The sequence below is a fragment of the Micromonospora sp. NPDC006431 genome, from assembly GCF_042870725.1.
GTDB lineage: Bacteria > Actinomycetota > Actinomycetes > Mycobacteriales > Micromonosporaceae > Micromonospora.
Window position 1 is genome coordinate 23,782 of sequence record NZ_JBIAHQ010000036.1, and the last position, 18,659, is coordinate 42,440.

The 18,659-nt window shown below is 71.1% G+C and carries 12 protein-coding genes; 7 read left to right on the forward strand and 5 right to left on the reverse strand.

What is annotated here, in order from left to right; all coding sequences use genetic code 11:
* Position 1: 1 nt before the first annotated feature.
* Positions 2–2,149, reverse strand: coding sequence for an asparagine synthase (glutamine-hydrolyzing) (gene asnB / locus ACFYM6_RS33400; RefSeq protein WP_387281459.1), 2,148 nt, complete (start codon positions 2,147–2,149; stop codon positions 2–4).
* Here asnB and ACFYM6_RS33405 point away from each other — a divergent pair.
* The 7 genes from ACFYM6_RS33405 to argH are packed head-to-tail and all read left to right on the forward strand — an operon-like array spanning position 2,084 to position 12,829.
* On the forward strand, positions 2,084–2,299 hold the full coding sequence (locus tag ACFYM6_RS33405) for an MbtH family protein (RefSeq protein ID WP_357446539.1): 216 nt from the start codon (positions 2,084–2,086) through the stop codon (positions 2,297–2,299). The two genes, asnB and ACFYM6_RS33405, sit on opposite strands and share 66 nt — an antisense overlap.
* A 1-nt stretch (position 2,300) precedes the next feature.
* The gene (locus tag ACFYM6_RS33410) at positions 2,301–7,574 is read left to right on the forward strand and encodes an amino acid adenylation domain-containing protein (RefSeq protein WP_387281460.1); all 5,274 of its coding nucleotides are present in this window, start codon (positions 2,301–2,303) and stop codon (positions 7,572–7,574) included.
* Positions 7,575–7,579: 5 nt separating this feature from the next.
* A complete protein-coding gene (locus tag ACFYM6_RS33415) occupies positions 7,580–8,164 on the forward strand; it encodes an NADPH-dependent FMN reductase (protein ID WP_387281461.1) in 585 nt (194 codons plus the stop codon).
* Positions 8,161–9,114: a hypothetical protein gene (locus ACFYM6_RS33420; protein ID WP_387281462.1), complete on the forward strand. Its 954-nt coding sequence runs from the start codon at positions 8,161–8,163 to the stop codon at positions 9,112–9,114. Before ACFYM6_RS33415 ends, ACFYM6_RS33420 begins: the two co-directional genes overlap by 4 nt.
* Entirely contained in the window at positions 9,092–10,153 is a 1,062-nt protein-coding gene (locus tag ACFYM6_RS33425) for a cysteine synthase family protein (protein WP_387281463.1), read from the forward strand. The genes ACFYM6_RS33420 and ACFYM6_RS33425 overlap by 23 nt, the downstream gene beginning before the upstream one ends.
* Positions 10,150–11,352 (forward strand): ATP-grasp domain-containing protein, encoded by a 1,203-nt coding sequence (locus ACFYM6_RS33430; protein WP_387281464.1) that lies wholly within the window; start codon positions 10,150–10,152, stop codon positions 11,350–11,352. The genes ACFYM6_RS33425 and ACFYM6_RS33430 overlap by 4 nt, the downstream gene beginning before the upstream one ends.
* 1 nt (position 11,353) lies before the next feature.
* Positions 11,354–12,829: an argininosuccinate lyase gene (gene argH, locus ACFYM6_RS33435; RefSeq protein WP_387281465.1), complete on the forward strand. Its 1,476-nt coding sequence runs from the start codon at positions 11,354–11,356 to the stop codon at positions 12,827–12,829.
* Here argH and ACFYM6_RS33440 read toward each other — a convergent pair.
* The 4 genes from ACFYM6_RS33440 to ACFYM6_RS33455 form a co-directional block, all read right to left on the reverse strand.
* Entirely contained in the window at positions 12,807–13,136 is a 330-nt protein-coding gene (locus tag ACFYM6_RS33440; protein WP_387281466.1) for an ATP-binding cassette domain-containing protein, read from the reverse strand. The genes argH and ACFYM6_RS33440 overlap by 23 nt on opposite strands.
* 2 nt (positions 13,137–13,138) lie before the next feature.
* Positions 13,139–14,152 (reverse strand): 2,3-diaminopropionate biosynthesis protein SbnB, encoded by a 1,014-nt coding sequence (sbnB, locus tag ACFYM6_RS33445; RefSeq protein WP_387281467.1) that lies wholly within the window; start codon positions 14,150–14,152, stop codon positions 13,139–13,141.
* Between the two features lie 14 nt (positions 14,153–14,166).
* Positions 14,167–15,180, reverse strand: a complete 1,014-nt coding sequence (gene sbnA, locus ACFYM6_RS33450) for a 2,3-diaminopropionate biosynthesis protein SbnA (RefSeq protein WP_387281468.1) — start codon at positions 15,178–15,180, stop codon at positions 14,167–14,169.
* The coding region (locus ACFYM6_RS33455; protein ID WP_387281469.1) for an amino acid adenylation domain-containing protein at positions 15,177–18,659 on the reverse strand (3,483 nt) is incomplete at its 5' end. The genes ACFYM6_RS33455 and sbnA, both read right to left, overlap by 4 nt.

Genomic DNA, 18,659 nt, shown 5'->3' on the forward strand with positions numbered 1-18,659 from the left:
ATCAATGGTGGTCGGGCAGGTCGAACTCATCGAGCAGCACCCCGAAGCTGAGGACGACCAGCAGCAGGTCGTCGCCCACATGCGGATGCACGTCGAAATCGGCGCTCAGGTATTGGGATTTGAGCCGCTCGACGGTGTCGGGATTGAAGTAGCCCTGTCGTTTGATGCGGGCGTGTGACAGCAGGTCGTTCGCCCATTCCGGATGCTGGCGCAACAGCCAGGGGCTGCTGGGCGCCCGGAAGCCGAATTTCTCCCGCTGAATGATCTCGGTGGGCACCAGCCCGTGCGCCGCCTGCCGGAGTAGGTGCTTCTCGCCGCCCTGCGGGGTCACCATCAGGCGCGGCGGAATGGTCCGGGCGAAGTCGATGACGTCCAGATCGAGGAAGGGGTAGCGCGACTCGACGGCGTTGGCGAGCCCCATCCGGTCGCCGTGGTCGGCCAGCAGGTGATCGGAGAGCCGCAGCTTGAAGTCCAGGTAGGACCGCTGGTGCAGCGGATGCCGGTTGCGCAGCATCTCATGGTCGACGAGCGGCAGGGCCAGACACTCGAAGGTGTCGAATTCGGCCGCCGCCTCCGCCGAGTACAGCTCCAGCTTGGTGTCGCTCCAGGCCAGGTAGTCGCGTTCGTAAAAGACCTTCTCATCGCCCCACAGGTGCTGCCGGGCCTCGGCCTCCAGCAGGTCGAGGACGCCGCGACGGTGCGGCAGGCCGGTGCGGTCGATCTGGTCGAAGCGATAGCCGGGATAGCCGCCGAACAGCTCATCGGCGCCCTCCCCGGTGAGGATGACCCGGACCCCCGCCCGCCGCACCGCGGCCGACAGGGACAGCGAGCAGGTGTTATAGGTCTCCTTCACCGGGCACTCGGCGTGCCGGATCATCCGGCGGAAGCTCTCGGCGGCGTCCGCGACGCCGAAGATCTCCTCGTGATGGACCGAGGAGAGCTTGGCCGCCATCAGCCGCTGGAAGGGCGACTCGTCGATGCCGGCGTCTCGGAAGGCGATCGAGAAGGAGTGGCGCCGGGTGTGCGGCGAGACCTCGCCGACCAGGGCGCCGATGAGCGACGAGTCCAGTCCGCCGCTCAGGTAGAACCCCACCGGCACGTCGGCCAGCAGCCGCCGCTGCACCGACGTCGCGAGCAGGCCGCGCAGCCGCTCGACGTAGAACTCCTCGGGCCGTTCCGCGGGCCCCTCGCCGAGTTCGGGATAGTCCAGGTCCCAGTAGCGGACCTTCTGCACCTGCCCGTCCTGGACCAGAAGATAGTGGCCACTCTCCAGGCTGTGCACGCCGGCGAACATGGTGCGCGGGCTGATCAGCCCGGGAAACGTGAGCACCTGGTCGAGGCCCGCCAGGTCGACCGCGCGCGGGACGGCCGGGTGGCTCAGGACGGTCTTGTTCTCCGAGCCGAAGACGAAATGGCCGGCGGTCCGCGCGTAGAACAGCGGCAGGATCCCGACGTGGTCCCGGGCCAGGAAGAGCCGGCGCCGCGCCCGGTCGTAGATCGCGAAGGCGAACTGCCCGCGAATCACGTCGAGCAGCCCCGTCCCGCGCTCCTCGTACAGGTGGACCAGAACCTCGACGTCGCTTCCGGTGCGGAAGGTGTGCCCGCGGGCGGTCAGCCCGTCCCGGAGCTCCCGGTGGTTGAAGATCTCGCCGTTGCACACCAGGACCACGCTGCCGTCCTCGTTGGTGATCGGCTGAGCGCCGGTCGCGAGGTCGATGATGCTCAGCCGCCGGAAGCCCAGTCCGATCCCCGGGTCGGTGAACCGCCCGGCACTGTCCGGGCCCCGGTGCTCCAGCGTGGCCGTCATCGCCGACAGAACCTCCTGGTCGACGGGGTGGTCCCCGCGGAGGTCCAGATACCCAGCGATTCCGCACATGGCTCCGCACTTTCCTCGGGGCTGATGGCCGCATACATCATGCGGGCCGGTGCGGTATTCAGTCATCGGGCCCGAACCGGCCTGTAGACATCCTTTGCCGACCACCATGCAGCCGCTTAAGCCGCAGCTAAGTCGAGTGTTAGGAGCGATTGTTAGCCTGCCGGAAGCCAGTACCGGAATCCATTCGAGACGGACCGGAGCATCGCCGTGACGAATCCTTTCGACGACGAGGGCGCGCCCTTTGTGGTTCTCGTGAACGATGAGGGTCAGCATTCCCTGTGGCCGACATTCGTAGACGTGCCGGCCGGCTGGACCGTGGTGTTCGGCGAGGCTGACCGCGCCGCCTGCCTGACCTACGTGTCCGAGAACTGGACCGACATGCGGCCGAGGAGCCTGGTCCAAGCAATGGAACGGCAGGCGTGACGTGGCGGACCGGGTCCGAGTGGTGGACATCCTGCCACTGACGCCCTTCCAGGAGGGCGTGCTGTTCCACGCCCTTTACGACCGGGAGGGCCCGGACGTGTACCACGTCCAGTACTCCCTCGACCTGGCTGGAGACCTGCACCCGGCCGCGATGCGTGCCGCCGCGGACGCTCTGGTGCGGCGCAACGCGGCCTTGCGCGCCGCCTTCCGCCAGCGCGACAACGGCCAGTCGGTGCAGCTGATCGTCGAGGGCGTGGCCGCGTCATGGCGCTTCGAGGACCTCCGGGAGGTGCCCGCCGAGCGCCGGGACGTTGAGGTGGCCCGGCTGACCGCGGCGGAGCTGGACCGGCGCTTCGACCTGGCGCAGCCCGCGTCGATTCGCTTCACCCTCATCCGCAGCGCGGACGACCAGTGGCGCCTGCTGCTCACGAACCACCACATCCTGCTGGACGGCTGGTCGATGCCGGTGCTGCTGCAGGAGCTCTTCCGGCTGTACGAGCGGGGCGGCGACGCCGGCGCGCTGCCGGCTCCGGTGCCGCACCGCGACCACCTCGCCTGGCTGGTCCGGCAGGACGCCGAGAAGGCCCGGGAGGCATGGCGGGCGGCCCTGGCCGGGCTGACCGAGCCGACGCTGGTCGCCCCGGCCGACCCGGCCCGGCTGCCGGTCATGCCGCACAAGCACACGATCGTGCTGCCGGCCGAGTTGGCGGCGGCGATGACCCGGCTGGCGAAGGGGCACGGCCTCACCGCGAACACGATCATCCAGGGCGCCTGGGCGATCCTGCTGGCGCGCCTCACCCGCCGGGACGATGTGTGCTTCGGCGCCACGGTCAGCGGCCGGTCCGACGAGGTGGCCGGCGCCGAGGAGATGATCGGCTCGTTCATCAACGTTGTGCCGGTCCGGGTTCGCCCGCGGGCGTCGCGCCCGGTGGTCGAACTGCTCGCCGAGCTGCAGGAGCAGCAGGCCGAGTTGCTGCCTCACCAGCACCTGGGCCTGACCGATATTCAGCGGACGGCCGGCCTGAGCCAGCTCTACGACACGGTGGTGATCGTCGAGAACTACCCGCTGGACCTGGCGAAGTTCAAGAACCTCGGCGCGGGGCTGTCGCTGGCCGGTGCCGACGTGCACGACGCGGCCCACGTCCCGCTCCGGCTCGTGGCCATCCCGTTCCCCGACTGGCAGCTGCAAATCGACTACCGGCCGGACCTGTTCGCCGCGGCCGAGGCCAAGACCATCGGCGACCGGCTCATCCGGCTCCTGGAGCAGATCTCCGGCCACCCCGAGCGCGCGCTGGGCCGGCTGTCGATACTGCGTCCCGACGAGCAGGCCCGGCTCATCACCGAACTGACCGGGGCGCACCGGCCCGAGGCCATGAGCAGCCTGCTGGAGCGGGTGCACGAGCTGGCGGCGGCCCGCGGCGAGGCACCAGCGGTGATCGCGGACGGCGTCCGAATCACCTATGCGGAGCTCGTCGGCCGAGCCGGCGCGCTGTCCCGTCAGCTGTTGTCCCTCGGCATCCCGCCCGGCGGCAGATGCGCCATCTACGCCGAGCGCGGCGTCAACGTCATCGTCGGGGTGCTCGGCACGCACGGGGCCGGCCACGCCTTCCTGCCGCTCGACACCCGCGCCCCGGCCGCCCGCAACGCGTCGCTGCTGCAGTCGAGCGGGGCGGATGTCCTGCTCGCCGGCCCCGAGCACGCCGAGACCGCCGCGGAGATCTCCGCGGCTGCGGGGGTGCGAGTCGTCGTCCTCGGCGAGGCTGCCAAGCCGGCCGGCATCGAGCCGCCCCCGGTCCGGCCGGATCAGGCGGCGTATCTGCTTCACACCTCCGGCAGTACCGGACTGCCCAAAGGCGCCCTCGTCCATCACCTCGGCATGGTCAACCATCTGGCGGCCAAGAACGAGGACCTCGACCTGGTCGCCGCCGACGTCGTGGTGCAAAACGCCCCGCTGACCTTCGACGTCTCGGTGTGGCAGATGCTCGCGGCGCTTACCGTCGGCGGCTGCGTCCTGGTCGTCGACGACGACACCGCCCTCGACCCGGTGGCGCTGTTCCGGCAGACCGACCGGGAGCGGGTCACAGTACTGGAGGTGGTGCCGTCGCTGCTGCGCGCCGCGCTGGACGCCTGGGACGACGGCGCGCCGCTGCCCGGGCTGGAGACGCTCCGCTGGCTGCTGGTCACCGGCGAGGCCCTCTCCGCCGACCTGTGCCGGCGCTGGTTCCGGCATTTCCCCGGCGTGCCGATGGTTAACGCGTACGGGCCCACCGAGTGCTCGGATGACGTGACGCACGGGTTCATCCGAAGCGCGGCGGACGTCGCCGGCGTGGTCGCGCCGATCGGCCGGGCGGTCCGCAACACCGAGCTCTACGTGCTGGACCAGACGCTCCAGCCGGCCCCGGCGGGCACGGCGGGCGAGCTGTACGTCGGCGGGCAGGGCGTGGGACTCGGCTATCTCGGCAATCCGCTCGGCACGGCGCTGGCGTTCGTGCCGGATCCGTTCTCCGGCCGGGCCGGCGCGCGCCTGTACCGCACCGGCGACCTCGTACGCAGACTTCCCGACGGACAGCTCGAGTTCCTCGGCCGGACCGACCACCAGGTGAAGATCCGCGGGCGGCGGGTCGAACTGGGGGAGATCGAGGCGGCGCTGCGGACCACGCCAGGCACCCGCGACGCGGTGGTGATGCTGCGCGCCGACACGGCCGGCCACGAGCGGCTGGTGGCCTACCTGGCCGGGCCGGTCGACCCGCAGGACGCGCACAAGACGGCAGAGTCCCTGCTGCCGCCGCACATGGTGCCGGCCGTGTTCGTGGTGCTGGACAGCCTGCCGGTCTCCCCGAACGGGAAGATCGACCGCAAGGCCCTGCCCGTGCCGCAGAGCCCCGCCGGCAGCAGTGGGCGGGCACCGCGCACCGCGACGGAGAAGACGCTCGCGGACCTTTTCGCCGACGTCCTCGGCACCGCCGGCGTGACGATCGACGACAACTTCTTCCAGCTCGGCGGGCATTCGCTGCTCGCTACCCGGCTGGTCAGCCGGATCCGGGCCACCCTGAACACCGAGCTGCCCACCCGGGCCATCTTCGAGGCACCCACCATCGCCGCCCTCGCTGGCCGCCTCACCGAGGCAACCGGCGGGAGCCGGCCCGCGCTGACCGCCGGGTCGCGGCCGGCCGGACCCCCGCTGTCCTACGCGCAGCGCCGCCTGTGGTTCCTGGCCGAGCTCGAAGGTCCGAGTGCCACCTACAACCTGCCCAGCGCGCTGCGGTTCGACGGCCCGATCGACCACGACGCCCTGCACGCCGCGTTGGGTGATCTGATCGGCCGGCACGAAAGCCTGCGCACCCTGATCCGGGTCGTCGAGGGGGAACCGACCCAGCACGTCCTCGAAGACTTCTCCGTGCCGCTGCAGCGGCACGACAGCACCGCGCCGCGGTTGCCCGACGACCTCGCCGCCGCCGCGCGCCGGCCGTTCCACCTGGACCGTGAGCTACCGCTGCGCGCGGACCTGTTCACTCTGGACGACCAACAACACGTGCTGCTGCTGACCCTGCACCACATCGCGGGCGACGGCTGGTCCTTCGCGCCCCTCGCCGAGGACCTCACCACCGCCTATCAGGCTCGCCGGCAGGGACAGGCCCCCGGCTGGGCGCCCCTGCCGGTCCAGTACATCGACTACACGCTCTGGCAGCAGAAGCTGCTCGGCACCGTACGCGACGAGCAACTCGCTTACTGGCGCCAGAAGCTCGAAGCGCTACCGGACCACCTTGTCCTGCCCACCGACCGGCCCCGGCCGGCCATCGCCAGCCATCACGGCGCCACCACACACTTCACCATGCCGGCCACCCTGCATCGGGACCTCACCCGCCTGGCCCGGCGGCACGACGCCACGCTGTTCATGGTCATCCACGCCGGACTGGCCGCCCTGCTGACCCGCCTCGGAGCCGGCACCGACATCCCGATCGGCGCACCCATCGCCGGGCGTACCGATCCCGCTCTGGACAAGCTGATCGGCTTCTTCGTCAACACCCTCGTGTTGCGCACCAGCACGGCGGACAACCCCACCTTCACCGAGCTGCTGCAGCAGACCCGCGCCACCAACCTCGACGCCTACACCCACCAGGACCTGCCCTTCGACTACCTGGTCGAGGCCCTCAACCCCAACCGCTCCCTGGCCCGCCACCCGTTGTTCCAGGTCATGCTCGTCCTGCAGAACGTCGCGAAGGTCGACTACGCGGGCCTGGGAATCACTGACGAAGAGATCTTCAATCCGATCTCCCGGTTCGACCTGGTCATCGAGGTGAACGAGCGCTTCGGCGACGACGGCAGCGAGCGGGGGCTGCAAGGCTTCATCCAGTACGCCGACGAACTCTTCGACCGGGCGACCATCGAATTCTTCGTCGCCGCCTGGGAGCGGCTGCTCACCGCGGCCGCCGCGGACCCGGCGTTGCCGGTCGGCCGTCTGCCGGTGCTCGGCGAGCAGGACCGGCACGATCTGATGGCGGCCGGCAACGCCAGGCAGTCGTTCGTGCTCGACGACGCGCTGGAGCCGGTGCCGTACGGCGTGCTTGGCGAGCTGTACGTCAGCGCGGACGGGCCGGCGGCGGACACGGTGGCCAACCCGTTCGGACCCCCGGGCACGCGTCTGCGGCGTACCGGGAACCTGGCCAAATGGACGCGGCAGGGAGAGTTGCACGTCGCAGGCCGGGTCGAGGACCAGGTTTTGATCGACGGGGTGCCGGTGCACCCGGCGGAGATCGCGGCCCGACTGGCGGACGGCGACCTGCTGTCCCAGGCCGTCGTGGTGGCCGACGAGGGCGGCCTGTTGGCCTACGTGGTGCCCAGGCAGTCCGGCACCGCAGTCCACGCCATCCGGCGGGCGTGGAGCGAACGGCTGCCCGACTACCTCGTCCCCCGGCGACTGGTGCTGCTGGACACGCTGCCGCTGACCGCCGCAGGCACGGTGGACACGGACGCGCTGCCCGCCCCGCCGGAGCCGGGCGCGGCGGGGCCGGCCTCGGCCGGCGGGCGGGAGACGATCCTGCGCAAACTCTTCGCCGAGGTCCTGGAGGTGCCGTCGGTCACCGACGACGACAACTTCTTCGACCTCGGCGGGCACTCCCTGTTGGCCGTCCGCTTGCTCAGCCGGATCCGCAGCGAGCTGGGCGTCGAGCTGAACCTGCGGGACGTCATGATGGACCCGACCGTTGCCGGCGTGGCGGAAGCCCTGGCCGGCGCGGCGCAGACGACCCGGCCCCCGCTGCGGCGCATGCGGTGAGCGACATGGGCGTGATCCGCGTGGTGGCCCTGTGCGGAAGCCAGGCGCCGCAGTCGTCCACGGAGAGCCTGCTGCGGGTGGCGGCGACGCACGCCGAGCTGCTGGGCGCAGACGTGTGCTTCTTCCGGGGCGAGCAGCTGCGGCTTCCGCTGTACGGTTCGCCGGCCGACGCCCGCGACGCGGCGGCGGTCGGCGAGCTCCTCGCCTCGGTAGCCGCGGCCGACGGCGTACTGCTGGGATCGCCCTCCCATCACGGCTCGCTCTCGGGACTGCTGAAGAACGCCATCGACTACCTGGAAGGACTCCGGGACCACGCGAATCCGTACCTTACCGACAAGGCGGTCGGCTGTGTCGCCGTCGGTGCGGGTACGCAGGGCCCAGTCAACACGATGCGTTCCCTGCGCGACACGGTGCACTCCCTGCGCGGCTGGCCGACCCCGCTGGGCGTGGCGGTGGACCGCGCGTCGGCGCTGTGCCAGGGGATACCGAGCCCGGCCGTTGCACACCAGCTCGCCCTGGTGAGCCGGCAGGTGGTGGAATTCGCGCTGGCACGCCGCGCCGGCGCTGGAGAGAGACGGGTAGGCAATTGAGCAGCCAGCAGGACGAGGCGCAGGGCACCCTGCTCCTTCCCGGCGACGGCGACCGCCGAGGGTGGGGGACCGCACACGGCCACCACGGCGAGCTTCTGCAGGGTGTCTTCGAGTTCGCCGGTTCCCTGCACCGGGGACTGGTCACGCTGCCCTGCCCGATCATGAGCACCGAGGTGAGCGTCGTCGTCACCGAAGAAGCTCCGGAGTGGACGGTGCATCCGCCGTGGAAGACCAAGGCGTTGCTGGCAGCCCGCGCCACCGCCGACATCCTGGGCGAAAAGGCCGGCGGGGCCGTGTCGGTGCAGAGCAACATCCCTACCGGCTTCGGCATGGGGTCGTCCACCAGCGACGTCACCGCCACGATCCGGGCCGTGCTGAGCGCGTTCGGCGGCGCCCTGCCCACCGACCGGATCGCACGCATCGCGGTCGAGGCCGAGCGCGCCGCGGACCCGCTGATGTACGACCGAATGCTGCTGTTCGCCCACCGGGAGGGCCTAATCCTGGAGGACTTCCAGGTGCGCATGCCGCGGATAAAGGTGATCGGCTTCGCCGCCCGCCCCGAGCCCATCGACACCCTGGCACTCGCGCCGGCCCGGTACAGCCGGTGGGAGATCGAGAGCTTCCGCGCGCTGCGGGGCATGCTGCGCCGGGGCGCGGCCGAGGGCGACGTGGCGGCGCTGGGCCGGGCGGCCACCGCGAGCGCCCGGCTGAACCAGCGGTTCCTGCCGATCGAGCACTTCCCGCGGCTCCTCCAGGTGACCGAGGAGACCCGGGCGGCCGGCATCGAGGTGGCGCACAGCGGCAGCGTGGCCGGCCTGCTCTTCGACGCCGCGGACCCGAATCTCGCCGGCAAGACCGACCGGGCCCGGCGTGAGCTCTTCCGCATCGGTATCTCCCACACCTGGGAGTTCTTCACGGACGGGGACGATGAGCGCCTTCCGGATTCGTAAGCCCTTCACGGACGTCGTGGATTCGGCCGTCCTGCCGCGGCTCATCCACCTCTCCGGCGACCTGTACGCCGCCGCCTTCCAGCTCATGAAGCTCCTGCCCGCGCAGTTCGTGCTGCAGCGGGCCCTGGAACAGGGGCAGCTGACCGAGCGCAGCACGGTCATCGAGACCACCTCCGGCACGTACGGGCTGGGGCTGGCCATGGTGTGCCGCCGGCTCGGGCTACCGCTGATCCTGGTCGGCGACACCGCCATCGACAGTCACCTGCGGCGCCGGCTGGAGGCGCTCGGCGCCCGGGTGAGCATCGTCAGCGGACAGGCCGCCCGGACCGGTGGGATCCAGCAGGCGCGCCTCGACCGGGTGAAACGCATCCGGGCGCGGCACCGCTCGCCATTCACCCCCGGCCAGTACGACAACACTATGCACGCCAACGCGTACGGCCGGGTCGCCGAGCTGATCACCGAGTCGTTCCCGCAGGTGGACGCACTGATCTGCCCGGTCGGCTCGGGCAGCTCCTCGACCGGCATCGCCGGTTTCCTCCGGCTGCTCTGGCCCGATCTCGTGCTGATCGGCGTCGACACCCCCGGCAGCGTCCTGTTCGGCGCGCCGAACGGCCGGCGCCGGCTCCGCGGCCTAGGCAACGGGCTGCTGCCGAAGGTGCTGGACCATTCACTGTTCGACGAGGTGCATTGGGTGCCGGCCGGGGACGCGTTCGCCATGACCCGGCGGCTGCACGCCGACCACACGCTTTTCATGGGCCCGACCAGCGGTGCCGCCTACCAGGTGGGCCAGTGGTGGAGGCGGCACAACCCGGGCGGCACGGTGCTGGCCGTGATGCCCGACGAGGGGCACCGCTACCAGCGGACCGTCTTCCACGACGCGTGGCTGCGGCGGGAGGGGCTGGCCGGCGTCGAGGCGCCCCGCGAGCCGACGGAGATCGCGCATCCGGGCGACCTGGAGGACCGCTGGAGCCGGTACGCCTGGGGGCGGCGCACCCGCGACGAGGTCGTCGACCTACGGGCGGCGGTGGGCACGCGATGAGCGACCGCATCCTCGTCCTGGTGGAGAGCAACACCTCCGGCACCGGACGGCTCTTCGTCCGGCGCGCCCGGGCGAGCGGCCTGAGGCCCGTGCTGCTCACCGAGAACGCGTCGCGCTACCACTGGGGAGACGACGAGCCGGACGTCGTCGCGGCCCGGACGGACGACCTCGACGACGTGGTGCGCGCGTGCGCGAACCTGGCCGGCGATCTGGCCGGGGTAGGCACCAGCTCGGAGTACTACGTGGGCATCGCGGCCGCGGCCGCGGGCCGGTTCGGGCTGCCCGGCGCCGACCCGGCCGCGGTCGAGGTCACCCGGGACAAGGAACGGCAGCGCGAGCGGCTGCATGCCGGTGGCATTCAGGTCCCGCCCTTCGCCGGCGTCTCCGATGTGGACGAGGCGGCGGTCGCGGTTGACCGGCTCGGCACGCCGGTCGTCGTCAAGCCGGTCTCCGGCAGCGGCAGCCGCGGCGTGCGCCTGTGCGGCACCGCGGAGGAGGCAGTCCGGTACGCGGGCAAGCTGCTGGGCGAGCGAGTCGACGAGCGCGGCCGGCCGCTGCCGCAGCGGATCCTGCTGGAGCAGTACGTCCCAGGGACGGAGTTCTCCGTCGAGCTCTTCGGCGGTGTCCCGGTCGGCGTGACGCGCAAGCATCTCGGCGCACCGCCGTCCTTCGTGGAGACCGGCCACGACTTTCCGGCGACGCTTTCCCCGCCGGACGAGGACGCTTTGCGAGACGCGGCCCGGCGGGCGGTGTTGCGGCTCGGGCTGTCCTTCGGCCCGGCGCACGTGGAGCTGCGCCTCGGCCCGGACGGCCCGGTGCTCATCGAGGTCAACCCGCGGCTGGCGGGCGGCTGGATTCCCCGCCTGGTGCAGGAGGCGACCGGCCTGGACCTGGTGCTGGAGACCGTCCGCGGGTTCGCCGGCCTGCCGCCGCGGCTGTCCCAGGACGTCGCACCGCGACCCAGCTCGATCCGTTTCCTCATCCCGGACGCCGAGGGCGAGCTGGTCGCCGTGCACGGCGTCGAGGACGCCGCGGCGATCCCCAGCGTCGTCGAGGTGCAGATCTACCGCGAGCCGGGCACCCTGCTGGCCCGCAACGGCGACTTCCGCGACCGCATCGGCCACGTCGTCGCGCAGTCCGGCGCGGCCGCCGAGGCGGCGCTGCACAAGCTCACACCGGAGATCCGGAAGGAACCCTGAGATGCCGGCGACAGGAGGGGCGGACACCGGACGGCTGACCACCGGCCTGGACCCCGAGCTTCAGCGCATGCTGCTGGAACCCCGCTGGAAAGTCACCGCGCCGTGGAAGGCCGAGCTGGACCGCATCGCCCGGGTGGACCTGGCGCATGTGGTCATGCTCGCCGAGAGGGGCATCGTCGGGCGGGCCGCGGCCGCGGCCCTGCTGGCGGCCGTCACCGATTTGCGCCGGCAGGACTTCCGGCCGATCGAGGGCCGGCCCGCGCCGCGCGGCCTGTACCTTGCCTACGAGGGCCACCTGATCGAGACGCTGGGCGAGGGGGTGGGCGGCCTGCTGCACACCGGCCGCTCGCGCAACGACCTCAACGCCACCTGCCTGCGGCTCGGCTTGCGCGAGCCGCTGGCCGAGCTGATCCACCGCCTGATCCGGCTGGAACTCGTCCTGATCAACCGCAGCCGGCGGTACGGCGAGTGCGTCATGCCGGCCTACACCCATTTCCAGCCGGCGACCCCCATCACGTACGGGCATTACCTGACCGGCCTGGCCGGCGGCCTGGCCCGGGAGGTGGACGCGCTGCTGGCAGCGGGCGAGGGGCTGGCGTACAGCTCGCTAGGTGCCGGTGCCGTCGGTGGCACCTCAATCCCGATCGACGCGGATCGGACCGCCGAGCTGCTCGGCTTCGCCGGCCCGCTGCGCAACTCGATCGACGCGGTAGCCGCGCGGGACGTGGTGCTGCGAATCGGGGCCGCGGCCGCGACGCTGGGCGTGCTGCTGAGCCGGGCCGCGACCGACCTGCTGCTCTGGTCGTCACAGGAGTTCGACCTGCTGACGGTGCCCGATGACCTGGTGGGCTCGAGTTCGATGATGCCGCAGAAACGCAATCCGTTCGTCCTTGAAAACGTACGCGGCAAGTCCTCGGCTGCGCTCGGGGCGTTCGTGACCGCGGCCGCGGCGATGCGCAACGAACCGTACACCAACTCGATCTCGGTGGGCACCGAGGGAATCAAGCCGATATGGGACGCGCTGCGCGAGAGCAGCGACGCCGCCGCGATCCTGGTCAAGGTGTTCTCCCGGACCACAGTGAACCGCGCGGCCATGGAGCGGCGCGCCCGGGACGGCATGACCGTCGCGACGGCGATCGCCGAGGAGCTGGTGCGCAGCGGCGTCCCGTTCCGGCGCGCCCACCACGAGGTGGGCCGGGCCGTGCGGCTCGTCCTGGACGCGGAGGCGTCGTCGATGGGTGAGGCGCTGAAGGACCGCATCGAGGACGTGCCGACGGAACCGGCGGAGGTGTGCGCCGCGGCCGAGTACGGCGGCGGCCCGGGTCCCCGGTCCCGAGCCCGGGCGATCGCCGAGGCCGGTGAGCGCGCGGTGACCCACCGGCGCCGCCTGCTCGGCTGGACGACGGGATGGGAAGCGGGAGAGGAGCGGCTGGCCGCCGCCGTGCAGGGGATCATCACCGGCACGCCGACGGCGTAAGACTCACAGCCGCCAGCGTAACCAGCGGGCCGACCCGATCAGGCCGAGCAGCGCCATCCCCGTGAGAACGACGAGATCGACGGTCAGCGTCGACGTCCGCCACCCGGATCGATCCCGATGTCGGCGTGAGCAGTCCCAGGATCTGCATGACCATGGTGGTCTTGCCCGCGCCGTTGGCGCCGAGCAGGCCGAACACCTGACCCGGCGCGACGGCCAGGTCGATGTCGACGTTGGCGTGCACCAGGGCGCCACCCTTGCTCCGGTACGTACGGGTAAGGCCGTTGATGTCCAGGAATGGCTCGTCCATGGCTAACCCGCGGGGAAGAAGCCGGCCACCGGGCTTCCTCCGCCGAGTCCGGCCACCCGGTCGTAGACGTGCTTGCCGACGGCCAGGTCGAGCACGCCCAGGCCGAACGGGGAGAAGACGACGGCTCGCCCCGGGTCCCGGGTGAAGCCGCCCGTCAGCACATCGGCGAGCGTGCCGTCGATGAAGTCCTGGTGTCCGAACCGCTCCGCCGCGAGGTGCAGCGAGGTCCGCTCGCGCACGACGTGCCCGATGTCGTCGGTGACGTTCTGCGCCGCGGCGATCAGCGCCGGGTCGAGGTCGCGGAGCGAGACGTGCAGCACGACAGGGGCGTGCCGGAGGAGCTGCGGGTCGGCGAGGTGCGGCGTGCCCGCGACGGTCGCGAGGATCACCAGGTCGCACGCGGAGAACGCCTCGCGGACGTCGCCGACGGCCCTGACGTCGGGCGAGCCGGTCTCGCGCAGCGTCTGCGCGAACCGCTCGGCCGCCGCCGGATCGGTGTCGAACAGCCGGTACCCGCCGATCTCCCAGCCGAGCTCGGTGAGAAAGCGCCGGATGTGCTCGGCGATCAAGCCGGTGCCGACGAAGCCCACCCGCCCGGCACGCCGCCCGCCGATCAGTTCCTCGGCGGCCAGCGTGGCGGACCCGGCGGTGCGGGCGGCCGAGATGAGCGAGGACTCGAGGCACGCGTACGGGAACCCGGTTCTGGCGTCGTTGAGCAAGAGGACGGCCGACGCCCGCGCCAATCCGTGCGTGATGTTGCCGGGAAAGCTGGCGATCCACTTCACGCCCGAGACCCGGAACCGCCCGCCCAGGTAACCGGGCAGCGCGATGATCCGGTCCCGTTCTCGGTCCGGGAAGCGCAGGAAGCTGCTGTGCGGCAGCGACGAGTCGCCACGGGCGTGCGTCAGGTAGGCGTCACGCACGATGTCCTGAACCGTCTCCCGGTTCCCTTCGATCTGCTCGGCGACCTCGGCGCTGCGGACGACGAGGAGTGCTTCGGGCGGGGCGTAGGGCATGCTCTCTCCTCCAATCACACCGATGCCGTTGAGGAGATCAACACGTCGTCGATCCGCTCCGGATAGGTCTCGGCGACCCACTGTGGGTTGAAGACGGTGTCGGCATAGGCGTTGCCGCGGTCGGCGCACAGGAACACGACCCGCGGGCGGGGCCCGCGGTAGCCGGCGAAGTAGCGCTGGACGGCCGCGTAGACGCTGCCGCTGGACCCGCCGGCGAAGATGCCGTGCCGCTGCCACAGCTGGATGCAGCCGACGATGCTCGCGTACTCGGACACCAGCAGGGTCTCGTCGATGAGCGCGTGCTGCAGCAGCGGCGGGACGATGCTGGAGCCGATGCCGGGGATGCGCCGGCGGCCCGGGGCGCCGCCGAAGATGACCGATCCCTCGACGTCGACGGCGATGACGCGTACGCGCGGATCGGTCTTCTTCAGACGACGGGACAGACCAGCGATGGTGCCGGCCGTACCGACACCGACGAAGACGTGGGTGATACGGTCCAGCGCGTCGCACAACTCCGATGCGGTGAAGCGATAGTGCGCGTCCGCGCCGTCGGGGTTCGCGTACTGGTTGGGCCAGTAAGAGTCCGGCAGTTCCGCGCGCAGGTCCTGCACCCGTCGGAGGCGCGACTTCAGGAAGCCGCCGGTGTCGTCGATGTCGTGCACCCGCTCCACCCGGCTGCTGAGCGCCCGCAAAAAGTTTTCGGTGCTCCGGTTGACGTTCGAGTCGATCACCGGGACGAACTCGAGACCGAGCGAGGCGCAGAGCGACGCAAGGGCGATGGCGAAATTGCCCGAGGACGACTCGACCAGGACCGACTTCCGGGTCACCTGCTCGCGCAGGATCGCCTGCCGCAGGATCCACAGGGCCGACCGGTCCTTGGCGCTGCCGGAGAAGTTGCTGAACTCCAGCTTGGCGTAGAGGTCCAGCCGCTCGTCGGCCAGCGGGACCAGCGGTGTCGGCATCATCGCCGCGGCCAGCGACTCGACGTGCCGCATCAGCCCGTTGCGGTCCCGGTTGCCGCTCGTCATGCCAGTCTCCGGCCGAGGACGGCGCCGATCTCGTCCACCGCCGGTTGCTCCATCATGTCGTTGTGCGCGCCTGAGACCGGGTGTTGTTCGACCTGTCCGGTCACGTAGGGTTCCCAGCCGAGGTGTGGCTGGTCACCCTCGACCGAGAAGAACAGCACGTCACCCTCGAACACCTCAGGCTTGGACTCCCTGACGATCGCGCGGGTGTTGATCGCGGCGTCCACGAACGCCGGGAAGATCCAGTCGCCGAGATGCTCCCAGCCGCCGTATTCCTCCCGCAGCAGCGCCAGGACAGCTTCCCGGTCCCGCCGCCGGCCGTCGTCCCGCCCGAGGAATTCGATGATCCGGCGCAGGACCATGTCCTCGTCGTCGTCACCCCGCCGGCGGTGCCAGTCCGGCACGTACGAGTCAAGCAGCGCCAGGAAGCTGACCTGCTCACCCTCCTGTTGCAGGGCCGTGGCCACGGCATGCGCCACATTGCCGCCGGAGGACCAGCCCAGCAGCCGGTACGGCCCGTGCCGCGCGACCGAGCGGATCTGCTCCACGTAGTCGAGCGCCATCTCCGCCACCGAGCGGGGCAACCGGTCGGGCTCCAGGATCCCGCGGGCCTGCAGGCCGTACACCGGAACATCGGCCGGCACGTGCTCGGCGAGCCGGCGGTACGCCCAGCTCAGCCCGTACAGCTCATGGATGCAGAACAGCGGCGGCTCGCTGCCCCACGCCCGAATCGGCAGCAGCACGGCGACATCATCCCGGCCGGTCCGCTCGCCGATCCGCTCGGCGAGCGCGGCGACCGTGGGCGACTCGAACACAGTCCGGATGCTCACGTCCGCGCCCAGCTCGGCGCGCACCCGGCTGACCAGCCGGATCGCCAGCAACGACTGGCCGCCTAGCTCGAAGAAGTCGTCGTCGATGCCGATCTCCGGCACGTCCAAGATCTGGCCGAACAACCGGCACAGCGCCTCTTCACGGTCGGTCCGCGGCGGCCGACGCGGCCCCCGGTCCGCCCGGGCCGCGTTGGGCAGGGCGCGCCGGTCCAGCTTGCCGTTGTGCGACAGCGGCAGCCCGTCGAGCACGACCATGGCGTCCGGGACCATCGGCAGCGGCAGCCGCTCCCGCAGGTGCCCGCGCACGTCCTCGACCAGGCGGTCCGGGTCGGACCATCGCTTCACCGGTGGCGGAATGGCGCCGCCGCGCACCTCGCGGACGGCGTACAGCGTCACCAGCCGGGTGCGGTGCAGCGCCGAGGTAACGCCGGAAGTGACCTGGAAGCCCTTCCCCTTGAGGAGATCGGTGATCGCGTCGAGGCGGCCGCCCACGTCGTGCACCTCGGCGACGACCTGGTCGATGATCGGCCAGTGCGCGTCCTCGATGCCGCGCAGGATGTCCTCCTCGCTCTTCTCCGCGTCGACCTTCAACAGGTCGATGCGGTCGACCCCGGTCTCGCGGATCATCTGGGACAGTGTGCGCACCCGGGTCGACACGATCTCCTGCCGCATCCGGTCGCTGACCAGCTCGTCCACCATCGCACGCAGGCCCTCGACTCCCGGCTCGGTGACCTCCTGCCAGGTCTGTTCCGTGTACGCCTGGACGACCGTCCGGTCCTCGTCGGTGTCCGCGTAGCGCCCGGACATGATGGACAGCTCCGGGTAGTAGGCGAACTTCACCGTCCCGTCGGCGTCGGACAGGCCCATCGGGTGCAGCCGCGCGTTGACGCCGTGCAACCGGGTGTTGAGCGCGAGCACCTGGAACAGGTCCGGGATCGGCTCGAAGGCGTGCACCACACCCTTGGGGGCGCGCGCCGCGGCGTACAGCGTGAACATGCCGATGTGCGCGCCGACGTCGAACACGCACGCGTCCTCCGCGATGACGATGCCGTTGCGCAGGTACTCCTCGTCCTCCCAGATCTCCTCGCGCAAGAACGTGGTTTCCGACCGGTTGCGGTAGAAGACCGACATCCCGTCCGGGAAGGTCATGCGCGGTACGCCGTCGGCGGTCCGGTCCTTCTCCAGTGCTAACAGCGCCCGGACCGCGGCCGCCCTGGACCCGTCCGGCACCAGGTAGCCGACCAGCCGCTGCTCGCCGCGCTGGTCGACGTCGAGCGTCACGACGGCCTCGCCCACCGCCTCGTGCTCCAGGATCGTGCTTTCGATCTCGCCGAGCTCGATCCGCATGCCGCGGAGTTTGACCTGGTGGTCGACGCGGCCGAGGAAGTCGAGGGTGCCGTCGGGGAGCCAGCGGGCGAGGTCGCCGGTGCGGTAGAGGCGGCTGCCGGGGGTGCCGTGCGGGTTGGCGGTGAAGCGTTCGGCGGTGAGGTCGGGGCGGTTGTGGTAGCCGCGGGCGAGTTGGACGCCGGCCAGGTAGAGCTCGCCGGGGACGCCGGGTGGCAGCGGCCGGAGGCACCGGTCCAGCACGTACACCTGAGTGTTCCAGACCGGCCGGCCGATCGGCACCGAGGCACCCTGCCGGCCAGGGGTGCAGGGGGCGAAGGTGACGTCCACCGCCGCCTCCGTGGGCCCGTAGAGGTTGAAGAGCCCGGCCTGCAGCGTCGCGTGGAACTTCTCGGCCAGGTGGGCGGGCAGCGCCTCGCCGCTGCAGATGACCCGCTTCAGGCTGCGGCAGGCCGTGGTGGCCGGCTCCTGGAGGAAGGTGGCGAGCATCGACGGTACGAAATGGATGGTCGTGATCCGCTCACGCTGGATCAGGGCGGCCAGGTAGTCGGGCTCGCGGTGGCCGTCCGGCTTGGCCATCACGAGGGTTGCGCCCACGAGGACCGGCCAGAAGAACTCCCACACCGAGACGTCGAAGCCGGCCGGCGTCTTCTGCAGAACCCGGTCCTCGGGCGTGAGCCCGAATTCGGCCTGCATCCAGTCGAGGCGGTTGACGATCGACCGATGCGACACCATGACGCCCTTGGGCCGGCCGGTGGACCCGGAAGTGTAGATGAGGTACGCGGTGTGGTCCGGGTGCGTTCCGGGCGTCGGGTTGGTGGTGGGCCGGGCGGCCACGGCCGCAGCGGTTTCCGGGTCGTCGAGGTAGAGAACGGGGACGCCCGTCGCGCCGTTGCCGGTGGTGGTGATGAGCAGCCGGGGCCGCGCGTCCGCGAGCAGCTGCTGGATGCGGGTGGCGGGGTGCTCCGGGTCGATGGGGAGATAGGCGGCCCCGGTCTTGCCGATGGCCAGCAGAGTGATGAGCAGCTGGGTGCTGCGGGGCACCGCGACGGCGACGGTGGTGTCGAGGCCTGCGCCGAGGTGGTGAGCAAGCTGATTGGCGCGGTCGTTGAGCTGTTGGTAGGTGAGTGTGGTGGCGCCGTCGGTGACCGCGATGGCGTACGGAGTGCGCGCGGCTTGCTGCTCGAAACGTGTGCTCAGCGTGCCCGGGCGATGGCCGCTCGTGGTGTTGTTCCAGGTGGTGAGGATCTGGTGGCGTTCGTTGGGTAGGAGGATGTCGAGGTCGTCGATGGGGGTGTGTGGGTGGTT

Bases quoted from the DNA above. Each gene is read 5' to 3' on its own strand.
- ACFYM6_RS33440 (WP_387281466.1), bottom strand. From the start codon at position 13,136: ATGGACGAGCCATTCCTGGACATCAACGGCCTTACCCGTACGTACCGG.
- sbnB (WP_387281467.1), bottom strand. From the start codon at position 14,152: ATGCCCTACGCCCCGCCCGAAGCACTCCTCGTCGTCCGCAGCGCCGAG.
- sbnA (WP_387281468.1), bottom strand. From the start codon at position 15,180: ATGACGAGCGGCAACCGGGACCGCAACGGGCTGATGCGGCACGTCGAG.
- argH (WP_387281465.1), top strand. From the start codon at position 11,354: ATGCCGGCGACAGGAGGGGCGGACACCGGACGGCTGACCACCGGCCTG.
- ACFYM6_RS33415 (WP_387281461.1), top strand. From the start codon at position 7,580: ATGGGCGTGATCCGCGTGGTGGCCCTGTGCGGAAGCCAGGCGCCGCAG.
- asnB (WP_387281459.1), bottom strand. From the start codon at position 2,149: ATGCTGACCCTCATCGTTCACGAGAACCACAAAGGGCGCGCCCTCGTC.
- ACFYM6_RS33430 (WP_387281464.1), top strand. From the start codon at position 10,150: ATGAGCGACCGCATCCTCGTCCTGGTGGAGAGCAACACCTCCGGCACC.
- ACFYM6_RS33425 (WP_387281463.1), top strand. From the start codon at position 9,092: ATGAGCGCCTTCCGGATTCGTAAGCCCTTCACGGACGTCGTGGATTCG.